The sequence below is a fragment of the Helicobacter acinonychis genome (genome assembly GCF_900461455.1).
GTDB lineage: Bacteria > Campylobacterota > Campylobacteria > Campylobacterales > Helicobacteraceae > Helicobacter > Helicobacter acinonychis.
Window position 1 is genome coordinate 640,625 of record NZ_UGIA01000001.1, and the last position, 21,660, is coordinate 662,284.

Sequence of the window (21,660 nt, forward strand, 5' to 3'; positions counted from 1 at the left end):
ATGGCATACCATAACTCCGCTATGGAAGGCAATAGCTTGACCTTGGGCGATACGATAAGCATTCTCATAGATAGAAAAAGACCCCTATTGAATCTGTAAGTCTGTAAGCTTATATGAAGTGCATGAGATAGAAAATTATCGCAACTTTATTCCCTTTATTTTAGAGTTTTTAGAGAGAAATAGGGATATAGATGAACATTTGATCTGTCATTTTCATTCTGTTTTAATGCGTAATACCTTGCCTGATTTTGGAAAATTTAAAAACACTTATAATGAAATCATAGGGGCTAAAAAACCTACTGCAAGTCCAGCTATGGTGCAACCTAGAATTAATGATTTGTGTTTAAAAATACAAAATGACTTGGCGTTAAAATTAAGCAACGAAGAAAAATTAAAAAAGATAGCAGAACACCACATAGAATTTGAAGAAATCCACCCTTTTAGCGATGGCAACGGACGCACAGGGAGAGCCTTGATGTTTTACCAAACGATACAATACAATTTAACGCCCTTTTTGTGATCGAAGTAACTGCTAGAAGCGAATACAGCGAATACATGAATGCTATGAGAGAACAAGATGCTAACGCTTTAGTCGGCATTATTAAGGATTGACAAAAAATAGAGTTAGAAAAAATAAAACGATATACTGCTATCTTTAAAGAAAGACAAATAATTAAACCCTAAATCATGTTTTAAGATTTCAAGCGTGCATCAAATAGAGCTTTTTCCTTTCGCTTGATGAAGCGATATTGAGTAATTGGCGGTATTTGGTGATCGTTCTTCTTACCATTTTCAAGTGGAATTTTTCTTCAATGAGTTCTAAAATCTTAGCGTCGCTCAAAGGCTCTTTTTTGTCTTCGTTTTTAATCAATTCTAAAAGGTAGTCTTTAATCACGGCGTTTGAAGTCTCGCTATTGTCTAAAGCGATGCTAAAGAAATGCTTAATAGGGAAAACCCCTCTCTCGCATGCTAAATATTTATTAGAAATTGCCCTTGAAATCGTGCTTACAGAGTGGTTAAACTCATTGGCTAAATCCAATAATTTTAAAGGGCGCAATTCCTTTCCTTTAAAAAAATCGTATTGATACTCCAAAAGCATGAGTCCGATTTTATAAATCGTGGCTTTCCTTAAATTTAAAGCGTCAATCAAATCTTTAGCCTCTTTTAATTTATCTTTCAAATAATCGCTATTCTTAAAACGCTTTTCTTCCAAACTAATCGTCGGATAGCTCTCATCATTCAAACGAACGATGATTTCATTATCCACTTCCATAATAAAAAGCTCAGGAATGACTTCTATTTCTTTTTCTAAAAACTCAATAGCTGGAGGGTTTTTAAAGGATTTTAAAATTTTTAAAGCCTTTTCATAATAAAAATCTTTAGAAAATTCATGGTGTTTTTCTAAATGCAAAATAATTTTTCGCGTTTCTTCATAAAGCTCGTTATTGTCTAATTCCCTACTCTCTAGCTGAAATAAAAAGCTCTCTTTCACATCTCTAGCTCCAATACCAGCTGGATTAAGGTAACTAAAACGCTTGTGCACTTTCTCATAAATTTCGCTCTCTACCCCTAAAATTTTAGCCCTTTCTTCAACATTTTCTTCAAAATACCCCTCATTATTTAACCCATTGATAATATCCATAGCGATTTTTTGAGAAGTTTCAGTGGGAAAAAGGGGGGGAATGATTTGATCTTTTAAAGTCTCAAAAAGGCTTTTTGATGCGATCGTTAAATTTTCTAAATGATCGCTACTACTTTTAGTGTTAAAACGATCGCTAAAGCTTTTAATGCGTTTGTTTTCAATTTTGATTAAGGGGTTATCTAGGGCATTTTGTTTTAAAACTTCTTCTAAATCTTCAAGCTCGCTTTGTAAAATAGGTAGCCACCCTTTTAAAGTAGCGTTTAACTTGTTTTTAGGGCTAAGGTTTGCACGTAAAACCGCCATATTCACACCTTAAAATTTTCCCCTAAATAATATTTACGCACCAAAGCGTTTTCATAAATTTCATTAGCGTTCCCACTCGCTAGAAGCGTGCCACTTTTAATCACATACGCCCTATGGCATACACTCAAAGTCTCTCGCACATTATGATCAGTGATCAAGACGCCAATGTTTAATTCAATCAAGCTTTCAATAATCTTTTGAATATCAATCACTGCGATCGGATCCACGCCCGCAAAAGGCTCATCTAGTAACACGAATTTAGGGTTTTTCATTAAAGCTCTAGCGATTTCTACGCGCCTCCTTTCTCCCCCACTCAAGCTCATGCCTTTGCGTTCTCTTATGGCTTGGATATTGAAAGCATCAAGCAAACTTTCCATTTTTTCTTCGCTCTCTTTAGAGTTTTTAAAAGTAGTCTCCCCTGCTAGGGCTAAATTCTCTTCCACGCTCAATTCTTTGAAAATGCTAGATTCTTGAGGTAAGTAGCCTATGCCTAAATTAGATCGCTTGTGCAAGGAGTATTTGGCTAAATCCACATCGTTTAAATAAACGCTCCCCCCACTAGGCTCTAAAAGCCCGCATATCATGTAAAAGGTGGTGGTTTTACCCGCCCCATTAGGCCCTAAAAGCCCCACCACTTCGCCACTTTTAACCTCTAAAGAAACATCTGAAACAATTTTGGTTTTTTTGATTTGTTTGTTTAAATGCTCTGCTTTTAAAATATCCATTCAAGCGACCTTTCAAGCGATCTTTATTGTATAAAAACGGCTATTTGATTTTGTTTTGATTTCTACAACCTTAATAGCTAAATCGTATTTTTTTAAAATTTTTTCTAATTTTTCATCGCCCCATTCCACAAAATGGATCCCTTTTTCTAACAAACACTCTAACATGCCAAGCTCCAAACAAGCCTCTAAATCGCGCATGTAAAAATCATAATGGAACACGCTCTCGCTATAAGCATGCATCACGCTAAAGGTGGGCGAAGTCGCTTGAATGTCTAAACCCAAATGTTTCAAGCACGCTTGAACTAAAGTCGTTTTACCGCTCCCTACAACACCTTTTAAAAACACCACCCCCCTAAAATCATCTTTTAAAATTGCAACAGCCACTTTGTCTAATTCGTCTAAATTCGCTCTCATAACAATTCCACGCTTTTGATTTCAAACTCGCCCTTAATTTCTTCAATAAGATCAGAGTTATTGACCAAAAATTCTTGCAATTCTGTGGGGGCTTCTTGTTGTTTATTCTCTTTATTCTCTTTATTCTCTTTATTCTTGTTTTCTTTTGTTTTTTTTTCAACCACTTCTTTTTTTTCAATTTCAGCCGTTGGCATCGTTTCTGTGGTTGGTTTGGGTAAGATTTTTTCCCTTAAGGAAGAGATTTTAAACTCTTTAATCTCTTCTAGTGGAGCGTTTTTATTTTCTAAATGATTGTTTAAAGCGATTTTGATACTTTCACCCTTGCCAAAAACGCTATCAACGATATTTTTCACGATTTTAAAACACTCTCTTAAAAGCTCCTTATCTTTATCAACCGCTAAAGACTCCCAAGTCAAAGTTTTAGTGTGGCTATCAAAATCAATGAAACGGATATTTTTTTCAAACACAGCCCCTAACTCGTAGTTGCGCTCATAAATCAATTTTTGGACTTGTTTAAAAAGGTTGTAGAAAATACGATCTTTAGCTGAAAGCATTGGCGTTTGTGGGGCCTCCACTATTGGGGTTTTTAGTGGTGGGGTTTTTAGTGTTTGGTTTTCTTGTTGGATGGCGTTAGCGTTTTGATTTAAAGGTTTCAAAGCACTTTCTTTTGTTTGCTCCAATTCTAAAATCGCATCATCTAATGCTTTGAGTTTCAAAGCTTCTTTAAATTTCATTTTCAATAATAGTAGCACAAAACCAGAATTTGCTCCCTCTTTTAAAAGGCTCAAAGCGCTCATAATGATTTTAAAAAAGCGCTCTATCAAAAGGATTGAATAAGTATCAGGGCTTAACAACTTCGCTTTCAAAAAAAGCATCATTTCTTCTAAAACGCCCTCGGTTTCATAATTTTCTAAAATTTCATAACGCTCTTGCAATTTAGCTTCATCTTGGTTGATTAAGCTTTGAAAAAAATCTTCCAAAACGCTTCTGTCAATCGCCCCTAACATTTCAGCCACTTTGCTTTCTGTGATAGCGTTATCGCAATAGTTGATGGCTTGCTCTAAAAGGGTGAGCGTGTCTCTCAAGCTCCCTTGACCGCTGTGAGCTAGTTTTTCTAACGCGCTCTCTTCATAATACACTTGTTCTTTTTCTAAAATGGTTTTTAAATGAGAAATAACAGAATTTTCAGGGATTTTTTTAAACCTAAAATGCTGGGTGCGACTGAGTATGGTAGTGGGTAACTTCAAAGCGTCCGTTGTCGCTAAAAGGAATTTCACATGGCTAGGAGGCTCTTCTAAAGTCTTTAAAAGCGCGTTAAATGCTTCGGTAGTGAACATATGCACTTCATCAATAATAAAGATTTTATAGCGCCCAAAGCTTGGTTTGTAGCGGGTTTGCTCTATGAGATTACGGACATCATCAATCCCCCTATTAGACGCCCCATCCATTTCTATAATATCTATATGGTGGTTATTTAAAGCGCTCTGGCATTGGATGCAAGTATCACAAGGCATGGCTTTTGGCCCTGCTTCACACATTAAAGCCCTTGCAAAAATCCTAGAAGAGCTTGTTTTACCCGAACCTCTTAACCCACTGAATAAATAAGCGTTAGCCAAACGCTGGTTGTCTAAGGCTAAAGAAAGCGTTTTAGCCACGCTCTCTTGTCCGACTAGCTCGCTAAAATGTTTGGGGCGGTATTTTAACGCTAAAACTTGCATATTGGTTTTAATCCTTAAATTTGTTTAGGGGTATTGTAATGTAAAATGACTTAAAACTCCCAAAGTCTCTCTCTATTAAAAATAAAATAAAAAGCTTTGTTGGTGGTAATAAAATTTTAAAAACCCTAAAAGCATTTTTAAACGCAATACCCCACAAAAGAGGAAGTTAAAAAGAGGGTTTAAAGAAAAAAGAAAGGTTTAGTAAGCAAACACATAATTGAGATACACGCTATAAAGCCTGCGGTATTGCAATTGAGTGCCCACAAAAGAATAATAATTCGTGTTGATGGTAGGGATCTTCACGCCTAATTCCATGCCATGTTGTGCAGAATGCGCATCATATCTCTTTTTGGCGGTAGCGAGGTTAGTCCTTAAACCTAAATTGATTAAGAACTGGAAATTGGAATTATGCACTTTAGCACTATAAGTATTGTTAAAAGTCGTTAGATTCACATGCTGAGAATTAAGCCATGTCGTGCCAGCGAATGCGATACCGCCAAAAAGTCCAAAAGGAATCTTACTTTTTTAAGCTCCTTATCGTTGATGAAATTCACCAATAAATCGCTCCCTACCCCATAATCCAAACATCAGAGTTGGAGTTAAAAAATTTGGATTTAATAAAGCCATGGTTGTAATCAACAAAGCCATAATATCTAGCACCCCATCGTTTATTTTCGCCAAAAAAATTGCTTATAGCCTATTTGAACGCCAATACTATTTAAGATGCCGTTATTGTTTTGAGAGTTAATCATGCCGATATTTTTAAAAGGGTTACGGCTTATAAACTCTAGTGCTAAAGAGAGTTGGGATTGTTGCACTTGATTGATCCTATATTCGTATTTTCCTGCTTTAGGGGCGTTAGACTTTTCATGGGGCAAGATAATGTCTTTTGTGTTGAGCTTGTTGTACGCGAGTTGAGAAATTTCTCACATTCTTTTGGATCGCATTAATTTCAGCGTTTAGATTGACATTCCCTTTGAAAGGGATATCATTGGGATTGGGAGTCGTGCCTAAAAAGGGCTGTTTCAAATAAGCTTTTTGTAAATATTCAAACTCATTTTTGGGGATGGAATTAAAAAGAGGTTGAAAATGCTTTGAGCGTTAGAAAGGATCGTTTTTTGGTTTTGAGCGAAAGTATAAATATCTCTTGCAAATGATATGGTTGTTTTTATCACACGGTAGCTTGAGCTTGCAAGGTGTTTGAATTAGCGGTGTTGTTTTGAGAGAGTTTGAGTGCTTCTTGCAAAAGGGTGAGCATTTTGTAAATGTTTTGAAACACTACATAAGAGATTATGGGGTTATTGGAGATTATGTTGCCTTCATAGATCACATGGTTTTCTAGGTGCCCGCCCACTTTACCGCCTCCATAAGCGACGGCCAGTTTTGAAAGCCCCTTGATAGTGATATTCCCCCAATTCATGTTGGTGTTGGTTTTGTGGATCAAATCCATAAGCTTTTGTGCGGTTTCAAGGGCTTCGCTTATAGTCGCGCCTTGTTTTGTTTGATCGGCTTGGTTGCTAGGGCATCCGGATAGAGCGCAAAGAATGCCTTGAGTTTTTTGGAGCTTTTCGGCAAGATTTTTCATTTCGTTATAAGTCGCTATAGGCATGCAATTTTTAGGATTAGGATCTGTGCGATTGCACCTGTATGCTTGGGGATCGCCCATGGCATTATTGGTGTATTGATTCCCTATATTAAAAGTAAGGTAGTTCTCCGCATAAAGCAACCAAAAGCTAGTATAGAAGTGAGAACGGCTTGCGTGTTGCTATAAATGGGCGATAAATCTTTGTTAGTGGAGTCGTTATTCGCAAAAGCTTACAAATTAGATATAGAGGATTTGACCAATTCACAGTTGTTCGCATTCTAGATGCTTTGCCTTAAGGCAACCACTTGGGCTAAAGATGAGTTTAATTACTCGTATTTGTCGTTCAAGTTTTTCAATTCGCCGGTGTTTTTCACCATTTGTGCCACTTCACCGATTTGCTAACTCACGCCGAAAAAAGCCGTTGTCTTCAGTGCTCAGTAATGACGCTAATAGGGATAAAGAAAGTAAAAATCGTTTTTTCATTGAAAGGTCCTTAAAAGTAATTTTTTGCAAATTCAGAATAAGGATTGATTTACAATCAGTTAAATTTTACGATAAATTTATTGAATTTTCAAGCAAAATAATATTTTTGCGTTTCAAAAAAAGTTTTTTGGAGTTTTTATAAAATATTAAATTATAAAAATCATAATAAAAACTACAAAACCAACGGTGCGACAACAAACCCTAACGCCACGCTCAAAGCCACGACTAAAACCCCAGGGATCAAAAACGCATGATCAAACACATAACGGCCCATTTTGGTGGTGCCGGTGTTATCCATAGCGATCGCTCCTAGCAAAGTGGGGTAAGTGGGTAACACAAATAGCGCTGAAACGCTTGCAAAAGAAGCCACGATAATATACAAATGCTCCGTGTGATTAGCACCAATGCCTAAAGCTGTGATCACGCTTGGGATGAGTGCTTTAGAAGTGGCAGCTTGCGAATACAAAAGCATAGAAGCAAAAAAGAGCGCCACAGCCAATAAAAACGGATAATCTGCGATCAAAAAAGAAGCGTAGCGCTCGATTTCATTTAAATGATTGCTCACAAAAGTATCGCCTAACCACGCCACTCCCAGCACGCACACGCACGCTTGCATGCCGGATTTAAACACGCTTGAATGGGCGATTTCATTGGCATTGATTTTACAAAAAATCGCAATTAAAGCCGCCACGCTTAGCATGAAAGACACGATCGCTTGATCTCTTCCTAAAATCACCGGGCTAATTAAAGCGATATTTTTAGAAATCGCACTCGCATAAAAAACGATCGCCACAACCCCACCAATAAAAATCCATAACGATAATTTCGCGTTTTTTGAAACTTCTTTTTCTTCTTTGATTTTAGGAGGCGAAATTTTGCCCATTTTCAAGCGCTCTAAATAGTTGGGATCGCTGTCTAACTTTAAATTGGTAAAACCCATAATAAACGCCGTGAACATGCATGCTAAAAAAGTCGTAGGGATCCAGATCATTAAAAGAGTTAAGTAATTTGCCCCCAAAGGCTCTAAAATACCACTCATAAACACCACCGCCGCGCTCACTGGGCTTGCAGTAATGCCCACCTGACTAGAGACGACCGCTAAACTCAACGGCACTTTGGGTTTGATGTTTTGGCTTTGACTCACCTCTACAATCACTGGGATCAAAGAAAAAACCGTATGCCCAGTGCCCGCTAGTATCGTTAAAAAATACGCCACGCTAGGCGCTAAATAGTTGATTTGCTTGGGGTGTTTTCTTAAAATTCTTTCAGCGATTTTGACTAAATAATCTAACCCTCCAGCCTTTTGCATCGCGCTAATAGCGCTAATGACTGCCATGATGATTAAAATCACATCAAAGGGGATTTTGCCCGGATTTAGCCCTAAAAACAAGCACAAAACAAACACTCCCAAGCCCCCCACATAGCCCACCCCCAAACCCCCTAGCCTTGCCCCTAAAAAAAGCGAAAAAAGTAACACGATAATTTGAAAAAAGGTATCCATCATTAACCCTTTTTAAATTTATTTTAACGATGTTTTACTATACTACAAAATCTTTTAAATTTCAAAAGGTGGTCTATAATGAGAATGTTTTTGAAATTTATCATTCTTTTACTTTGTTTGAAGGGGCAAGTTATGGCTCAAAATTTACCCACCATTGCTTTACTAGCAACAGGGGGGACGATTGCTGGGAGTGGTGCGAATGCGAGTTCAGGAAATTATAAAAGCGCTGAATTAGGTGTCAAAGAGCTTTTGAAGGCTATCCCTAACCTCAATAAGCTCGCTCGCATTCAAGGGGAGCAGATTTCTAATATCGGCTCACAAGACATGAATGAAGAGGTGTGGTTCAAACTCGCTAAACGCATTCAAGAATTGCTCAATGATAGCCATATCCAAGGCGTGGTGATCACGCATGGCACGGACACTTTAGAAGAGAGTGCATATTTTTTGAATTTGGTTTTACACTCCACAAAACCGGTGGTGCTAGTGGGAGCGATGCGTAATTCTTCTTCTTTAAGCGCTGATGGAGTGCTGAATTTATATAACGCCGTGAGCGTGGCGATCAACGAAAAAAGTGCAAATAAAGGCGTGCTGGTGGTGATGGATGATAATATTTTTAGCGCTAGAGAAGTGACTAAAACGCACACCACCCACACTTCCACTTTTAAAGCCCCAAATAGCGGTGCGATAGGGAGCGTGTATTATGGCAAAACGCGCTATTACATGCAACCTTTAAGAAAGCACACAACAAATAGTGAATTTTCCATTTTAGAGCTTAAAAAACCCCTACCCAAGGTGGATATTATTTATACGCATGTCGGCATGACCCCTGATTTGCTCCAAGTAAGCCTAATATCGCATGCAAAAGGCATTGTTATCGCCGGTGTGGGTAATGGGAATGTGAGCACTGAATTTTTAAAAGCCATGCAAAAAGCGAACCAAATGGGGGTAATCGTTGTGCGATCAAGTAGGGTAGGCAGTGGCGAGGTGACTTCAGGCGAGATTGATGACAAGGCTTATGGCTTTATCACAAGCGATAATTTAAACCCCCAAAAAGCTAGAGTGCTTTTACAACTCGCTTTAACCAAAACGAACAATAGAGAAAAAATCCAAGAAATATTTGAAGAGTATTAAAACCTTTTTTAGTGGTTTGAAGCACTAAAGATGAGAGGGTAATTTTACTCTCATTAATTGCTAATCCTCAAAGAACTCCATAAGCAAGCGATAAATCTTTTAGAAAGCGATCTTATAGCACAAATTAAACGGATAAAAATCCGTTTAATTTAAACCTTGCTTTTTATTTGGGGCAAGATTTGGGGCAAGAGGCATAAAGCCTCTCAAAAAGGAGTGAGCGATCTTATCGTCTTTCTGGGGGCTGTATCCCTAGCCAATCTTTATAGAATGTCTCTATATCCGGCTCAAAATCATGGATAACAGGATACCAAGGAGTCGGTGCCTCCACATCTAAAAGAATACCGCAATCCGGACAAATGTACTCTCTATACACTTGCCAATGGGTGTCGCTGGCTAAGAGTTTAGGATACACCTCTTCCATTTTCTCTGCTGTGTCGCGCACATAAATGTTTGTATGCAACTTCCAATTTTCCTCTGGAGTGCAGAACACATGACCGCATGAACATTTGATCTCCCACTTTTTTTGAGAATTTTGCACCACGAATAAATGCGGTCCCAAAGGTAAGACTATCTTGTCATCAAAACCCACCTTGTCTTGCAACACATTCAAATACATTTGAAACCTCTCATGATCTTTAGGCATGCTAAGCATTTTTAAGATCGTGCTCCAATCCAAGCTCCCCTCTACTAAATTTTTGATTTGTTCTTGTGTGTATTTTGACATAACCATTCTCCTCTATTTTTTTAAAAACTTATTTTTCATCAACCAACACAACCGTGTGCACATCAGGCAATTTGCTCAAATCCATTCTGTATTTAGAACCATAAGTGAATACGCCAAGCTCATCTTCTTGCATAGTCCAACTATCCGGCAAGTTCCAAAATTTTTTAAAGTCGCTCAAAAACTTCGGCGAAAGATCAAAGCTAGTCGCATACATGTGTTTAACCTGTTTGGAAGCCTCTTTTTTAAGGATAGCGCTTCTTTCTTGCTCCATCCATTGTTTTACAGGTATGGATCTAGATTTCCTAGTTTCAAGAATTTCTTTTCTTCTAGCTTCAGTTTTGGTCTCATCCCCTACCCAAACGCCGTCTTTATTTTGACTCACAACCGCACCATAAACCTTGTAGGCGTATTCTGGCAATAGCTGTTTGCTGTTTAGGTCTTCTAAAATGGCACTCAAATCCCTTTCAATCGGATCGCCAAATCCAGGACCGCCTTTGATGTAGTTCAAATACAAGTCATAATTATCAAAGCAATTTTCTGTGGTGATGCATTGCTTATCCCTTTTGACTTGAGAGGCACGAGAGATATGCTTTTCATAATCGCAATCAATTGGGTTAAAATCACCACCCAAAGGCAAGCTGTCGTTATTTTTAATCCTATTTTTCAAATCAGTGTTGTGCGCTTCAAACCTATAACCACTAGCCGCTGGATAACCCCCCATCATACCCCAATCACTATTCATGTAGCCATTACCCATAAAAAACATGGTCCAATCATGTGCACCCCACACCATTCTTAAGGTTTCAAACCCATTACCGCCTCGATATTTCCCATACCCACCGGTATTGGCCTTGACATTCCTACCTAAATAAAGAAGAGGTTCTGCCATTTCCCAGATTTCAATATCACCCATATCACCTTCTGGGTTCCAAATAGCTGCTGCGTGGTTCAAGCCATCTTTGATCGCACAAGCACCACTCCCACAAGAGCTCGTCTCAAAGCTATTCACCGCATGGATCTCTCCATCTTGGTTGATACCACCGCCTTGCAACCAATTAGAAGTGTTGGCGTTTCCAGAATTGACCTCCTCTAAATACCCTCGGCTATAATACGCTTGAGACAAGCCTCTCCACAAAGCACTCCAACCGGATACCAAGAAATGCCATGCGTAAGCATGCCCAGTGCGCCTATCGTCTGGATTCATCCAAGTCCCTTTTTTGAGTCTGAATTGAGTCGCAAAATAAGCACCATCATTGATGCGAGAAGTGGGGATCAATGTTTGAGTCATCATCACCCAAATACCGCTAGTAAAGGACACTTGGTTGCAATTAAAGGAATGCCACCCCCACCTAGATGCACCATCAAAGTCTAATTTCCATGTAGCGTCCTTATTGATAGTGATTTCTACCGGAGAATGCATGATTGTGTCTAGTTTAGCAAACTCAGAGCACACGCCAATATCCTTATGTGCATAAGGCACATCCACAAACGCTACCTTTCTATACTTGCCCGGTATGGTCATGGACTTGATCCTAGAGATAAGACCTCTTCTTCCCTCTTCAATCACCTCATCAATGAATCGCATGTAAGAATCGATGCCATCTTCTTTAATCACTTCCATCACAAGATCCCTAATCATGTGGCATCCTGCAATCCTAGTCCTTTCATCCAAAATCCAATATTTAGGCGTTCTTACTGATCTTTGGGATTCATGCAACCAATCTTTAAAACTCTCATCATTCGCCCCTGTCTTACGGCAAGTGATCATGTATCCATCCCCAAATCTTTGAACCTGTCCAGTGCTCATCGATCCTGGAGTAACCGACCCAGTATCAATCACATGCGTAACACCGCCTACCCACCCAATCAATTTTTCATCGTGAAAGATAGGCACAAGAGTCATAATATCGCATGGATGCACATTCCCAATCGCACAGTCATTATTGGTGAAAATATCCTTATCATTGATGCCAGGGTTATCTTCCCAACCATTCTCTACCATGTATTTGATAGCCGATCCCATAGTGCCCACATGGATAATGATACCCGTAGAAGTCAGCACGCTATCGCCCAAAGCGTTATAAAGCGTGAAGCACAATTCCCCCTCTTGCTCAACAATAGGGCTTGCAGCAATCCTTTTGGCTGTTTCTCTGGCATGCACAATACCGCCTCTCAATTTAGAGAACATTTTTTCATAACCGATCGGATCGCTTTCTTTGAACTCTAATTTTTCAAGCCCATTGTAATAACCTGTTTTTTCTGTCCTAGCTAGGATTTCATCTCTAGCTTGTTTTAAAGTTTTGCCGTTTTTCAATAAATTTGCCATTTAGAACTCCTTTACTATTATTTAACTTCTTTCAAGTGGAACAATCTGTGTTTGTCTAACTTTGTCGCAAAGCCTTTAGGCACCACGAATGTGGTCGCATCTGATTCTATGATCGCAGGCCCTATCACTTCATTTCCGGGCAGTAATTTTTCCATTCGCCACACATCTGCATCCACCCATTGCTTATGGCGATAGAACTTCCTAACGCCTATTTTGGCTTCTTTTGAAGGCGTAGCACCATGCTCTTTTTCAACCGGAATTACGGGTTTTTGTGTAGCCACAACACCACGCATAATCACCCCAGTCACGCTAAAACCAAGCTCTGGAGAACAAGCGGATTCAGAATAAACCCGAGCGTAAGTTTTTTCGTATTCTTTGACAATCTCTTCCCAATCAGCCACGCTTTCAGCCTTTGATATAGGAGAGGTTATTTCTAAATCATTCAACTGCCCCATATACTGCATCCTGTATCCAGGTCTTAAAATCACATCTTTTTGAGAAAATCCATTGATCTTAAATTCTTCAATCACTTTTAAAGTCAATTCATCCCATGCATCCTGGATGATCTTGCATGCTTCTATTTTGGACTCGTCTGAAGAATACTGCGGAATGGCTATATCAACGCTCTTGTCGTATCTGTATTCAAAATCAGCACAAGCACAACCAAAAGCACTAAACCCAGCCGCCCACGCAGGCACCACCACATCCTTAAACCCTAAACCTTCTGTATAGCCATAGGCATGCACAGGCCCCGCACCACCATATGAAAAGCACACAAAATCAGACGGACTATACCCTTTAGCGCTAATATTGGATCGCAAGTATTCTTTAAGCTCCAAATCAAGCAACTCAATCACACCTGCAGCCGCATCTTCTACGCTAATGCCTAGCGGATCAGCGACTTGCTCTTTAATGTGTTTCTTAGCCCTTTCCACATCCAATTTGATCAAACCGCCTAAAAAATTATCCGGGTTTAAATAGCCTAAAACAATATGGCAATCCGTCACTGAAACCGTGTCTAAACCGCTATCTTTCCAACAAGTGCCAACCCTATACCCTGCACTATCAGGCCCTAGTTTGACCGATCGGCTATGCGGATCAATGCGCACAAAACTCCCTGCACCAGCACCAACAGAATCCATAGCAACAAGAGGCAGAGAGAGAACAAGGCGTGCCATATCAGGGTCAGAAGCGATATTGAAATTGCTCTTAACGATAAGCGCCATATCAAAGCTCGTGCCACCAATATCACTGCATGCAATATTTTCATAACCAAGCGTTTCGCCAAGCAATTTAGATCCAATCACCCCTCCAATGGGACCGCTCACAATCGTCCTAGCGAGCTCTTTAGCTTTCCAACTAATGGTGCCTCCATGCGTTGCCATCACACGCAAGTCAAATTTAGCACCATGCTCTTTGAAGTGGTTGCTGACTTTAGAGAGAGTCTGTCTGCTTGGCTCAGCCGCATAAGCTTCTAAAATGGTGGTGTTCATCCTGTGGCTTTCTTTTCTTTGAGGGTAGTAATCCACAGAAGCGAATACAGGGATATTTTTACCTAATTTTTCAAGTTCTTTGAGCACAATATCTCTAACGATCCGCTCGCTTTCAGCGTTTTTATGAGATTGTAACAAGCAAATGACAACAGCTTCTGCACCCACTTCTACAAGCTCCTTAACAGCCGCTTTCACCTCTTCTTGACGCACTGGGATAACCACTTGCCCTTTAACATCGGTTCTTTCTGTAATGCCTCTAATCCTTTTTAAAGGGACTAATGGATCGTCATATTTGTGCGTGTTGATATGAAGCCTTTCTTCTAGTGCATACCCAAGGTAGGATTGCAACGCCCTACCCATAGAGTGCATCTGCTCAAACCCTTTATTGCAAATTAGCCCCACTTCCATACCTCGTCTTTGCACGACCCTATTTAGCATTGCAGTGCCTGAATACACACAAGTGACTAGTTCTGGATAGACCTGATTTACATCTGACTTCCAATGCATCAAAGCGTCTTGCGAGCTGTTGTAAATAGCCAAACTCTCATCCTCTGGGTTGCTTTGGGCTTTACCAACTACGAAACTACCATTTTCTTTAACAAAAAACGTGTCCGTCATGGTGCCACCGGCATCAATACCCATCACCTGAACTTTTGAGACTTTCATCTTTTCCTCCTTAGTATTTAATGTGTTGCTAAAAGCAACCTATTCAAAGTATAGAGTGGATTTCTAAATAAAGATCGTTTATTTCAAGAATAGTCAATGACAATGTGAAAATTTGGTATCATAAAGTGAAGAATAGTAGTAAAATCGCTCCATAAACGCTAGTAATACCCATCAAAACCGCTAAAAAGTATCAAATAAAATAAAATAAAAAGAAAAAATTAAATTTATACCAAATCAAAAGGCGAAATTCAATTCTAAAGTGCCGATCTGATGGTGCTTGGGTTGGGATTGGAAAGTTTTACTAATATCAGTGATCGTGAAAGCCACCCTAAAACCGTGCCACATCATAGCCGCTCCTATTTCACTGCTATAAACAAAGTATTCTAAATGAGCAATACCCCTAGTTTCAGGGCTATTGCCTTGAATGAAGATATTAAGAGGCTGGAAGCGCCCAAAAGCCCCTACAAAAAAATAGATAGAAAACTTATCGCTATAAGGCATGCCCCCATCAAAAGCGGTATTGATCTTATTGACACCATAATCAGCATCCAAATTATACCCAGCCCTAAAGAGCGATCCTAGTTGGAAATAATCCCTCGCATTGCCTAGCTCCACATTAAACCCAGGCATTAACTCCATAGAAAAAAAACGAGTGGTTAAAAGAGGGACTTTTTTGAGTAATTGGTAATGCAATTCCACAATGAATTCGTTTTTAATTTGCGTATCCCAACTAAATTGAGGGTAATGACCCCATTTGTGGATGAGCTGTTGCGTTTGAGCAGCTAAAGAAGCTCGCCCTGTGGTGCCCAAAGAAAGCGTGAATAATTCCATAAAAGTTTTATGGCGGTTATACGCATTCAAATTCACTCTCAAATACCCCCCATAAGGGTGGTTGTCATGCAAGTGATCCAATTTTCTGTTTTTAAGCGAAGGGGTATATATGTCTTGCGCAAGCGAAATGCCAAAACGAGTGACCCTAGGGCTTTTATTGAAAAACCCTAAATACGAAGCCCATTTCATCGCTTTATTTTTAGATAAATCAAATTCTTTGGTAGAAAATCCTATTTGAGTGCCTGCTGTGTAATACTCATCAATGTAGGGGTTGATATAGCCATCATTTTCAGTCATCAAATTGATAGAATAGCGTTTGGATGGCGTTAAAGGGGTTGGAATAACCTCTTTTGCCCATGCAAACATTCCTAGCAATAAACACAAGATAAATTTAAAAACCAAAGCACTTCCTTGAATAGGTGATTAAGGGGTTATTGTAGCAAAATAAGGCTTGATTGTAAGAGCGTTTAAGGAATAAAAAGAAAAAACTTTTTACTCCATCAAAAAAGTGCAAATGAGCGTGGGTTTAGAAAAACTCACACTAAAAAATAAAACACCCCACACACCACTAAAGCGACAAAAATTAAAGTCAAAACGCAATAACCCATAATGTCTTTAGCGCCCAAACCGGCGATAGCTAATGCAGGCAAAGCCCAAAAAGGCTGTATCATATTCGTCCAAGCGTCCCCCCAAGCGATAGCCATAGAAACCACGCCCGGATCTATCCCCAAGCTTTGCCCTGCAGGGAGCATGATAGGAGCTTGAATCGCCCATTGCCCCCCACCAGACGGAATGAAAATATTGACAATCCCCGCACTCAAAAAAGTCATGAGCGCGAAAGTTTTTTCATTAGCGATGTGCGTGAAAGCTAAAGAAAGCATTTGCGCTAAAGAATGCCCCCCTTCACTATGCCCTGCCATCATCCCCATAATCCCAGCGTAAAAAGGGAATTGGAGCAAAATCCCAGCCACGCTCCTAGTGGAATGATTGATCGCTTTCACATAAGCTAAAGGGGTTTTATGGAGCAAGATCCCTAAAAAAAGGAAAATCGTATTGACGATATTTAAACTAAGTCCGCCCCCTTTAAAAAAATAAAGACCAAGATACCCCAAACCCAAAAAAACCAAAAGATAAGAAAGCAAGGGGCTGTTTTCCAAAAAATGAGCGATCGTTTTGTCTTTTTGGTGATCAATGAGTTCAGTCTCTTTGTATTCATCTTTTAAAAGCTTTGTGTCAATTTCAATAATTTCGTCCTTTTTAGGGTGGATTACCGCCATTAAAAAGGGTAATCCTATAAGAATGATCCCCACAATGATTAAATTATAGGTGGAAAAAATCGTTTGGCTAATGGGGATAGCTTTCTCAATCACCCCAGCACTGATTTTAGACAAATTCTCATTTTGGGTTGCAACGCTTAAAGGGATCGAGCCTGACAAACCTCCATGCCAAATCACAAAACCCGAATAAGCACTAGCAATAAGCAACCTATAATCCACTCCTTTAACATTCTTTGCAATCTCTTTTGCAAAAATCGTGCTAATCACCAAGCCAAAACCCCAATTGATCCAATTAGCGATTAACGATAAAAAAGTAACCAACAATAAAGCCGCATAATACCCTTTAGGTAAAGACGCTAGATATTTTAAGAGTTTTTGGACCAATTTAGCACTAGCCAAAGCCTGACCTAGCACCAAAATAAGAGCCATTTGCATAGAAAAGCCTAAAAGCGTCCAAGCACCATTCCCCCAGCTAGAAATAACAGACGACGCGTCTTGTCCTGTCAAACAATAAACAAGAATAAACACAATGAACGATAAAAGAGTCACTAAAACAAAGGAGTCTGGCAAGCATTTAGAAGCCAAAAACACGCACGCTGAAGTCAAATGCCTTAATAAAAACATAAGCACACCCCTTTTTTATAAGTTACAAGTGCACTCCAAACTCAGCTTCTGTCTTTTCCTTGACTTGATCAACGCTCACACCCTCTTGCAACTCCACTAATTTCATGGCGTTATTTGAAAACTCAAACACCGCTAAATCCGTTATCAATTGATGCACCACCCCTTTTCCTGTTAAAGGCAATGAGCATTCTTTTTTCACTTTGGATTCCCCAAATTTGTTGCAATGCTCCATGATGACAACCACTTTCTTAGCACCATGCACAAGATCCATAGCCCCTCCCATGCCTTTTATGAGTTTTTTAGGGATCATCCAATTCGCTAAATCGCCATTTTGCGAGACTTCCATGCCCCCTAAAATCGCTAGATCAATATGCCCCCCACGAATCATGGCAAACGAATCTGCACTGTTGAAAAACGAAGCACCCGGCACCACGGTTATGGTTTCTTTTCCTGCATTGATAAGATCCGCATCAACGCTCCCCTCTAAAGGATAAGCACCAATCCCTAACAACCCATTTTCGCTTTGGAATACGATATTCATCCCACTCACTTCATTGGCTACAAGCGTGGGCAAACCTATCCCTAAATTCACATACACGCCTTCTTTCAATTCTTTCGCCGCTCTTTTAATGATAGCCTCTCTCATTTTGTGCTCCTTGTTGTGATTTTTTCTATCCGTTTTTCAAATTTCTCGCCCTTATAAATGTGTTGCACATAAATCCCTGGCAAGTGTATTTCATCTGGGTCTAATTCCCCAGCCGGAACGATTTCTTCCACTTCAGCGATACATATTTTTGACGCCATCGCACACAAGGGGTTGAAATTTCTAGCCGTTTTTCTAAACACCAAATTCCCAAGAGTATCGCCTTTATAAGCTTTAATAAGCCCATAATCGCCTGTTATCGCTCTTTCTAAAATATACTCTTTGCCATTAAATTCCCTTGATTCCTTGCCTTGAGCGATCAAAGTCCCAACACCTGTTGGGGTGTAGTAAGCGGGTATCCCAGCCCCTCCAGCACGCAGATTTTCAGCGAGCGTGCCTTGCGGAGTCAAAACGACTTCAATTTCCCCATTCAATAACTGTGATTCAAAAATCTTATTCTCCCCCACATACGAAGCGATAATTTTTTTAATCTGTTTTTTTTCTAAAAGAATACCCAACCCAAAGTCATCAACACCGCAATTATTGCTCACGACAATCAAATCCTTGATGCCCTTTTTATAGATATAATCAATGGCGTATTCGGGTATCCCGCACAACCCAAAACCACCCACTAAAATAGTATCCCCATCTTTTAACCCATTCAATCCTTTGTCTAAATCCGTTATAACCTTATTCATCTCATTCTCCTTATTTTTGTTCAACAATCACTGATATTCCTTGCCCACCACCCACGCACAATGATGCACAACCAATACCATGCCCACTTCGCTTCATTTCATGCAAAAGGGTAACCAATATCCTAGCACCGCTCGCCCCAATAGGATGGCCAATCGCTATTGCACCGCCATTCACATTCACGATATTGGGGTTGAGTTCAAGCTCTTTTAACACGGCTATACTTTGAGCGGCAAAGGCTTCATTGAGTTCAAAAAGATTGATGTCGTCAAGATGCATTTTGACATTTTTAAGGTTGTTTTTAATCGCAATGCTTGGGCATATACCCATTATGTCCGGACTGCAACCGCCCAAACCAAACCCCTTGATAACCGCCATTACTTTTAACCCTAGCTTTTGCACTTTTTTAGCACTGCATAAAATCACTACGCTAGCACCATCATTGATTCCTGATGAATTCCCTGCCGTTACCGATCCGTCTTTTTTAAAGGCAGGTTTGAGCTTTGCAAGGGATTCTAGCGTCGTGTCTCTAGGGTATTCGTCTTCTTTGAAAACAATCGTGCCTTTTTTATTTACTATTTCAATGGGAGTGATTTCTTCTTGGAATTTCCCTGCATTGATAGCAACTCTTGCTTTGAGTTGCGATTGGAGTGCAAATGCGTCTTGTTCTTCTCGGCTTATGTGGTATGCTTTAGCGATATTGTCTGCGGTGATCCCCATGTGGTAATCATTGAACGCATCCCATAGTCCGTCATAAACCATAGAATCTATCATGTTCGCATTCCCCATTCTTTTTCCCTCTCGCATGTCAAACGACAAATAAGGTGCTGCACTCATGTTCTCCACGCCACCGCACACCACCACTTCATCGCGCCCAAGCATGATGCTATCATGTGCTAACTGAATGGCTTTCAAGGACGACCCACAAACCATATTAACGCTAAAAGCATGCCTGTCATTAGGTATGCTTGCATCCAGTTGGATTTGCCTAGCGATATTTTGACCCAAACCAGCGGATAAGACATTGCCTAAAATAACTGAATCTACATCGTTAGGATCAAGTCCGCTCGCCTTTAAAGCGTCTTTAAGCACGCTAACACCCATTTGCCTAACGCTCACATTTTTCAAAGAGCCTAAAAAACTCCCTACAGCGCTACGCTTTGCCGCTACTACAACCACTTCATTCATATCTTTGCCTTTAAGTTAATCTACTCAGTCATAGTATCACTTTTAGATAATTAGCGCCCTAACCTATTTTATTTTGTTTGAGATTTTGTCTTGTATTGAAAGCGATCCGTTTATTTTTTTCACAAAAATATTATTCTTATCGTTTCATCATTATTTCGCATCATGGCATTCTTAAATAGTCTTATAAAAAGGGTGGGTATCGTCTTAAATTTAAGCACGATTGTGTTATAATCTCGTTCAGTAATGTTTTCAACAAAGGGTGTTTTTTGACTAAAAAATTCATGTCTTGGATTTTGATTATTGGGGCTTTGATTTGTGCACTTTTAGGAGCGTTTATTTTTTTTACTAGCATGTCGGTTAAAAAATCTTTAGCCGCTTATCTTAACGCTTATTTAGAGCAACGCCCAAATATCAAAGACATGGGAATTACAGGCACTCCTTTTGAATGTAGGGGGTTTTTTAAAATTGCATGCGTTTCTAAAGAAATGAGTTTTTTAGATTCTCAAAACTCCCCTATTGTAGGTTTTAAAGATTTAAATATCAAACTCAATTCTTTAGATAAAAGCTCTCTTATCCTTTCTATCAACTCTCAAGTAAAATCCCCTATTTTAGAACAATCTATCCAACAAAAAATCCATCAAATCCCTTTAAAAAACTTGAATATCTTATTAGAAAAAATTAAACCCACGCACTTGAATTGCTCTTTAAAATTTAACGCTTTAGACGAAAAAACCTTAAACGACAATTTAAAATGCGATTTGACTAATACCGACAATGTCCTTTCTTACACTTTTTTTCAAGAGGGTTTAATGGAAACGCCAAAAAATCTCTCTCTTAAAACTCTTTTTAAAACCTTAAATTCTAAAGACACTAAAGCCATAGAAAAGTTGCAAGACAAACTGCGTTTTTTAGCACCAAAGTTAGGGGTTTCTATCCAAGCACACCACTTTAAAAATCTTTTAGAAGCCTTTTATAACCAAAATAAGGAGAGTTTGGGCTTTTTTTCCCCCTATTTTAGCTTGCACGCTCAAACCCCTAGCGTTTCTTATGAAAGCGTGTTAGCTTCTTTAGAAAACTATTTTATGGCTTTATTCCAATCCCATTTTAAAGATGACACAGAGCTCCAACAAAATTTTAAAGAATTTTTACAAGCCTTTGTCTCTATGGCTAAAGACAAACGATCTCAAATCGTTCTTAACGCCCAAATAAAAGACAACACCAAGCTGACTTTTAACGCCCTGTTGGAAAGTCTTAGCACAAATTTCTTTAAAACTTATAAAATAAGTCATGAGTGATTTCAAAGTCCCCCCTAAAGCTAAAGGTTTCAAACGCCTTTTTAAAGCCCTTTTTTATTCTAAAGATGGGCTTAAATGTGCATGGGCTGAAGAGAGCGCGTTCAGACAAATTGTCATCTTGGCTCTTTTTTGCATCATTCTAGCGAGCTATCTAGCCAAAGATTTTTTAGAATGGGGACTATTGATTGTGCCTTGCTTTTTATCGGTGGTCATTGAATTGATTAATAGCTCTATTGAAAAGGCTGTGGATTTTACAGGCACAGAGTTTCACCCTTTAGCTAAAAAGGCCAAAGACATAGCCAGTTCAGCCCAGTTGATAGGGCTTATTTTTTGGGCTTTTATTTGGGGGCGTTATCTTTTAACGCTTTATTTGAAGTAATTAAATTTTAGGGAGA

The 21,660-nt window shown here is 39.3% G+C and carries 16 protein-coding genes and 2 pseudogenes; 4 read left to right on the forward strand and 14 right to left on the reverse strand.

All coding sequences use genetic code 11. The features are described from left to right. Positions 1–609: pseudogene (locus DYI00_RS08390) on the forward strand (Fic family protein); the annotation flags it as partial. A 91-nt stretch (positions 610–700) separates the two neighbouring features. On the opposite strand, the gene DYI00_RS02980 reads toward DYI00_RS08390, so the two are convergent. The 6 genes and pseudogenes from DYI00_RS02980 to DYI00_RS03005 form a co-directional block, all read right to left on the reverse strand. Further along, a complete protein-coding gene (locus DYI00_RS02980; RefSeq protein WP_104709267.1) occupies positions 701–1,945 on the reverse strand; it encodes an RNA polymerase factor sigma-54 in 1,245 nt (414 codons plus the stop codon). 2 nt (positions 1,946–1,947) lie between these two features. Further along, positions 1,948–2,670 (reverse strand): LPS export ABC transporter ATP-binding protein, encoded by a 723-nt coding sequence (gene lptB / locus DYI00_RS02985; RefSeq protein ID WP_011577825.1) that lies wholly within the window; start codon positions 2,668–2,670, stop codon positions 1,948–1,950. A gap of 12 nt (positions 2,671–2,682) precedes the next feature. Next, positions 2,683–3,084 carry a tRNA (adenosine(37)-N6)-threonylcarbamoyltransferase complex ATPase subunit type 1 TsaE gene (gene tsaE / locus DYI00_RS02990; protein ID WP_011577826.1) on the reverse strand — a complete coding sequence of 134 codons (402 nt, stop codon included), beginning with the start codon at positions 3,082–3,084 and terminating at the stop codon, positions 2,683–2,685. Beyond that, the gene (locus DYI00_RS02995; protein WP_104687537.1) at positions 3,081–4,802 is read right to left on the reverse strand and encodes a DNA polymerase III subunit gamma/tau; all 1,722 of its coding nucleotides are present in this window, start codon (positions 4,800–4,802) and stop codon (positions 3,081–3,083) included. The genes tsaE and DYI00_RS02995 overlap by 4 nt, the downstream gene beginning before the upstream one ends. Before the next feature lie 198 nt (positions 4,803–5,000). After that, a pseudogene (gene sabA / locus DYI00_RS08395) lies at positions 5,001–6,870 on the reverse strand (Hop family adhesin SabA/HopD). Between the two features lie 172 nt (positions 6,871–7,042). Continuing rightward, positions 7,043–8,374: an anaerobic C4-dicarboxylate transporter gene (locus tag DYI00_RS03005; RefSeq protein WP_104687539.1), complete on the reverse strand. Its 1,332-nt coding sequence runs from the start codon at positions 8,372–8,374 to the stop codon at positions 7,043–7,045. Between the two features lie 75 nt (positions 8,375–8,449). Here DYI00_RS03005 and DYI00_RS03010 point away from each other — a divergent pair, with 75 nt between their 5' ends. Beyond that, positions 8,450–9,502, forward strand: coding sequence for a type II asparaginase (locus tag DYI00_RS03010; RefSeq protein WP_011577834.1), 1,053 nt, complete (start codon positions 8,450–8,452; stop codon positions 9,500–9,502). A 223-nt stretch (positions 9,503–9,725) separates the two neighbouring features. Here the strand turns inward: DYI00_RS03010 and DYI00_RS03015 are convergent, their stop codons facing one another. The 8 genes from DYI00_RS03015 to DYI00_RS03050 all read right to left on the reverse strand — a co-directional run bounded on the left by DYI00_RS03015 (position 9,726) and on the right by DYI00_RS03050 (position 19,970). Next, complete coding sequence (locus DYI00_RS03015) at positions 9,726–10,226, reverse strand: acetone carboxylase subunit gamma (protein WP_011577835.1); 501 nt, start codon at positions 10,224–10,226, stop codon at positions 9,726–9,728. A 28-nt stretch (positions 10,227–10,254) separates the two neighbouring features. Beyond that, positions 10,255–12,552 (reverse strand): hydantoinase B/oxoprolinase family protein, encoded by a 2,298-nt coding sequence (locus tag DYI00_RS03020; protein ID WP_104687541.1) that lies wholly within the window; start codon positions 12,550–12,552, stop codon positions 10,255–10,257. A gap of 17 nt (positions 12,553–12,569) precedes the next feature. Then, positions 12,570–14,711 (reverse strand): hydantoinase/oxoprolinase family protein, encoded by a 2,142-nt coding sequence (locus DYI00_RS03025; protein ID WP_104709315.1) that lies wholly within the window; start codon positions 14,709–14,711, stop codon positions 12,570–12,572. Between the two features lie 234 nt (positions 14,712–14,945). Beyond that, positions 14,946–15,944, reverse strand: coding sequence for a lipid A deacylase LpxR family protein (locus DYI00_RS03030; RefSeq protein ID WP_011577838.1), 999 nt, complete (start codon positions 15,942–15,944; stop codon positions 14,946–14,948). 134 nt (positions 15,945–16,078) lie between these two features. Next, positions 16,079–17,443, reverse strand: a complete 1,365-nt coding sequence (locus DYI00_RS03035) for a TIGR00366 family protein (RefSeq protein WP_104687543.1) — start codon at positions 17,441–17,443, stop codon at positions 16,079–16,081. Positions 17,444–17,465: 22 nt separating this feature from the next. Next, positions 17,466–18,089, reverse strand: coding sequence for a 3-oxoacid CoA-transferase subunit B (locus DYI00_RS03040; protein WP_104709316.1), 624 nt, complete (start codon positions 18,087–18,089; stop codon positions 17,466–17,468). Next, positions 18,086–18,784 (reverse strand): CoA transferase subunit A, encoded by a 699-nt coding sequence (locus tag DYI00_RS03045; RefSeq protein WP_011577841.1) that lies wholly within the window; start codon positions 18,782–18,784, stop codon positions 18,086–18,088. Before DYI00_RS03045 ends, DYI00_RS03040 begins: the two co-directional genes overlap by 4 nt. 10 nt (positions 18,785–18,794) lie before the next feature. After that, a complete protein-coding gene (locus DYI00_RS03050) occupies positions 18,795–19,970 on the reverse strand; it encodes an acetyl-CoA C-acetyltransferase (protein WP_011577842.1) in 1,176 nt (391 codons plus the stop codon). Between the two features lie 266 nt (positions 19,971–20,236). Between DYI00_RS03050 and DYI00_RS03055 the strand changes: the two genes are divergently transcribed. Together DYI00_RS03055 and DYI00_RS03060 are read left to right on the forward strand one after the other, a co-directional pair. Beyond that, a complete protein-coding gene (locus DYI00_RS03055) occupies positions 20,237–21,265 on the forward strand; it encodes a hypothetical protein (RefSeq protein WP_011577843.1) in 1,029 nt (342 codons plus the stop codon). Continuing rightward, positions 21,258–21,644, forward strand: coding sequence for a diacylglycerol kinase (locus DYI00_RS03060; RefSeq protein WP_011577844.1), 387 nt, complete (start codon positions 21,258–21,260; stop codon positions 21,642–21,644). The genes DYI00_RS03055 and DYI00_RS03060 overlap by 8 nt, the downstream gene beginning before the upstream one ends. The last annotated feature ends 16 nt before the right edge of the window (positions 21,645–21,660 follow it).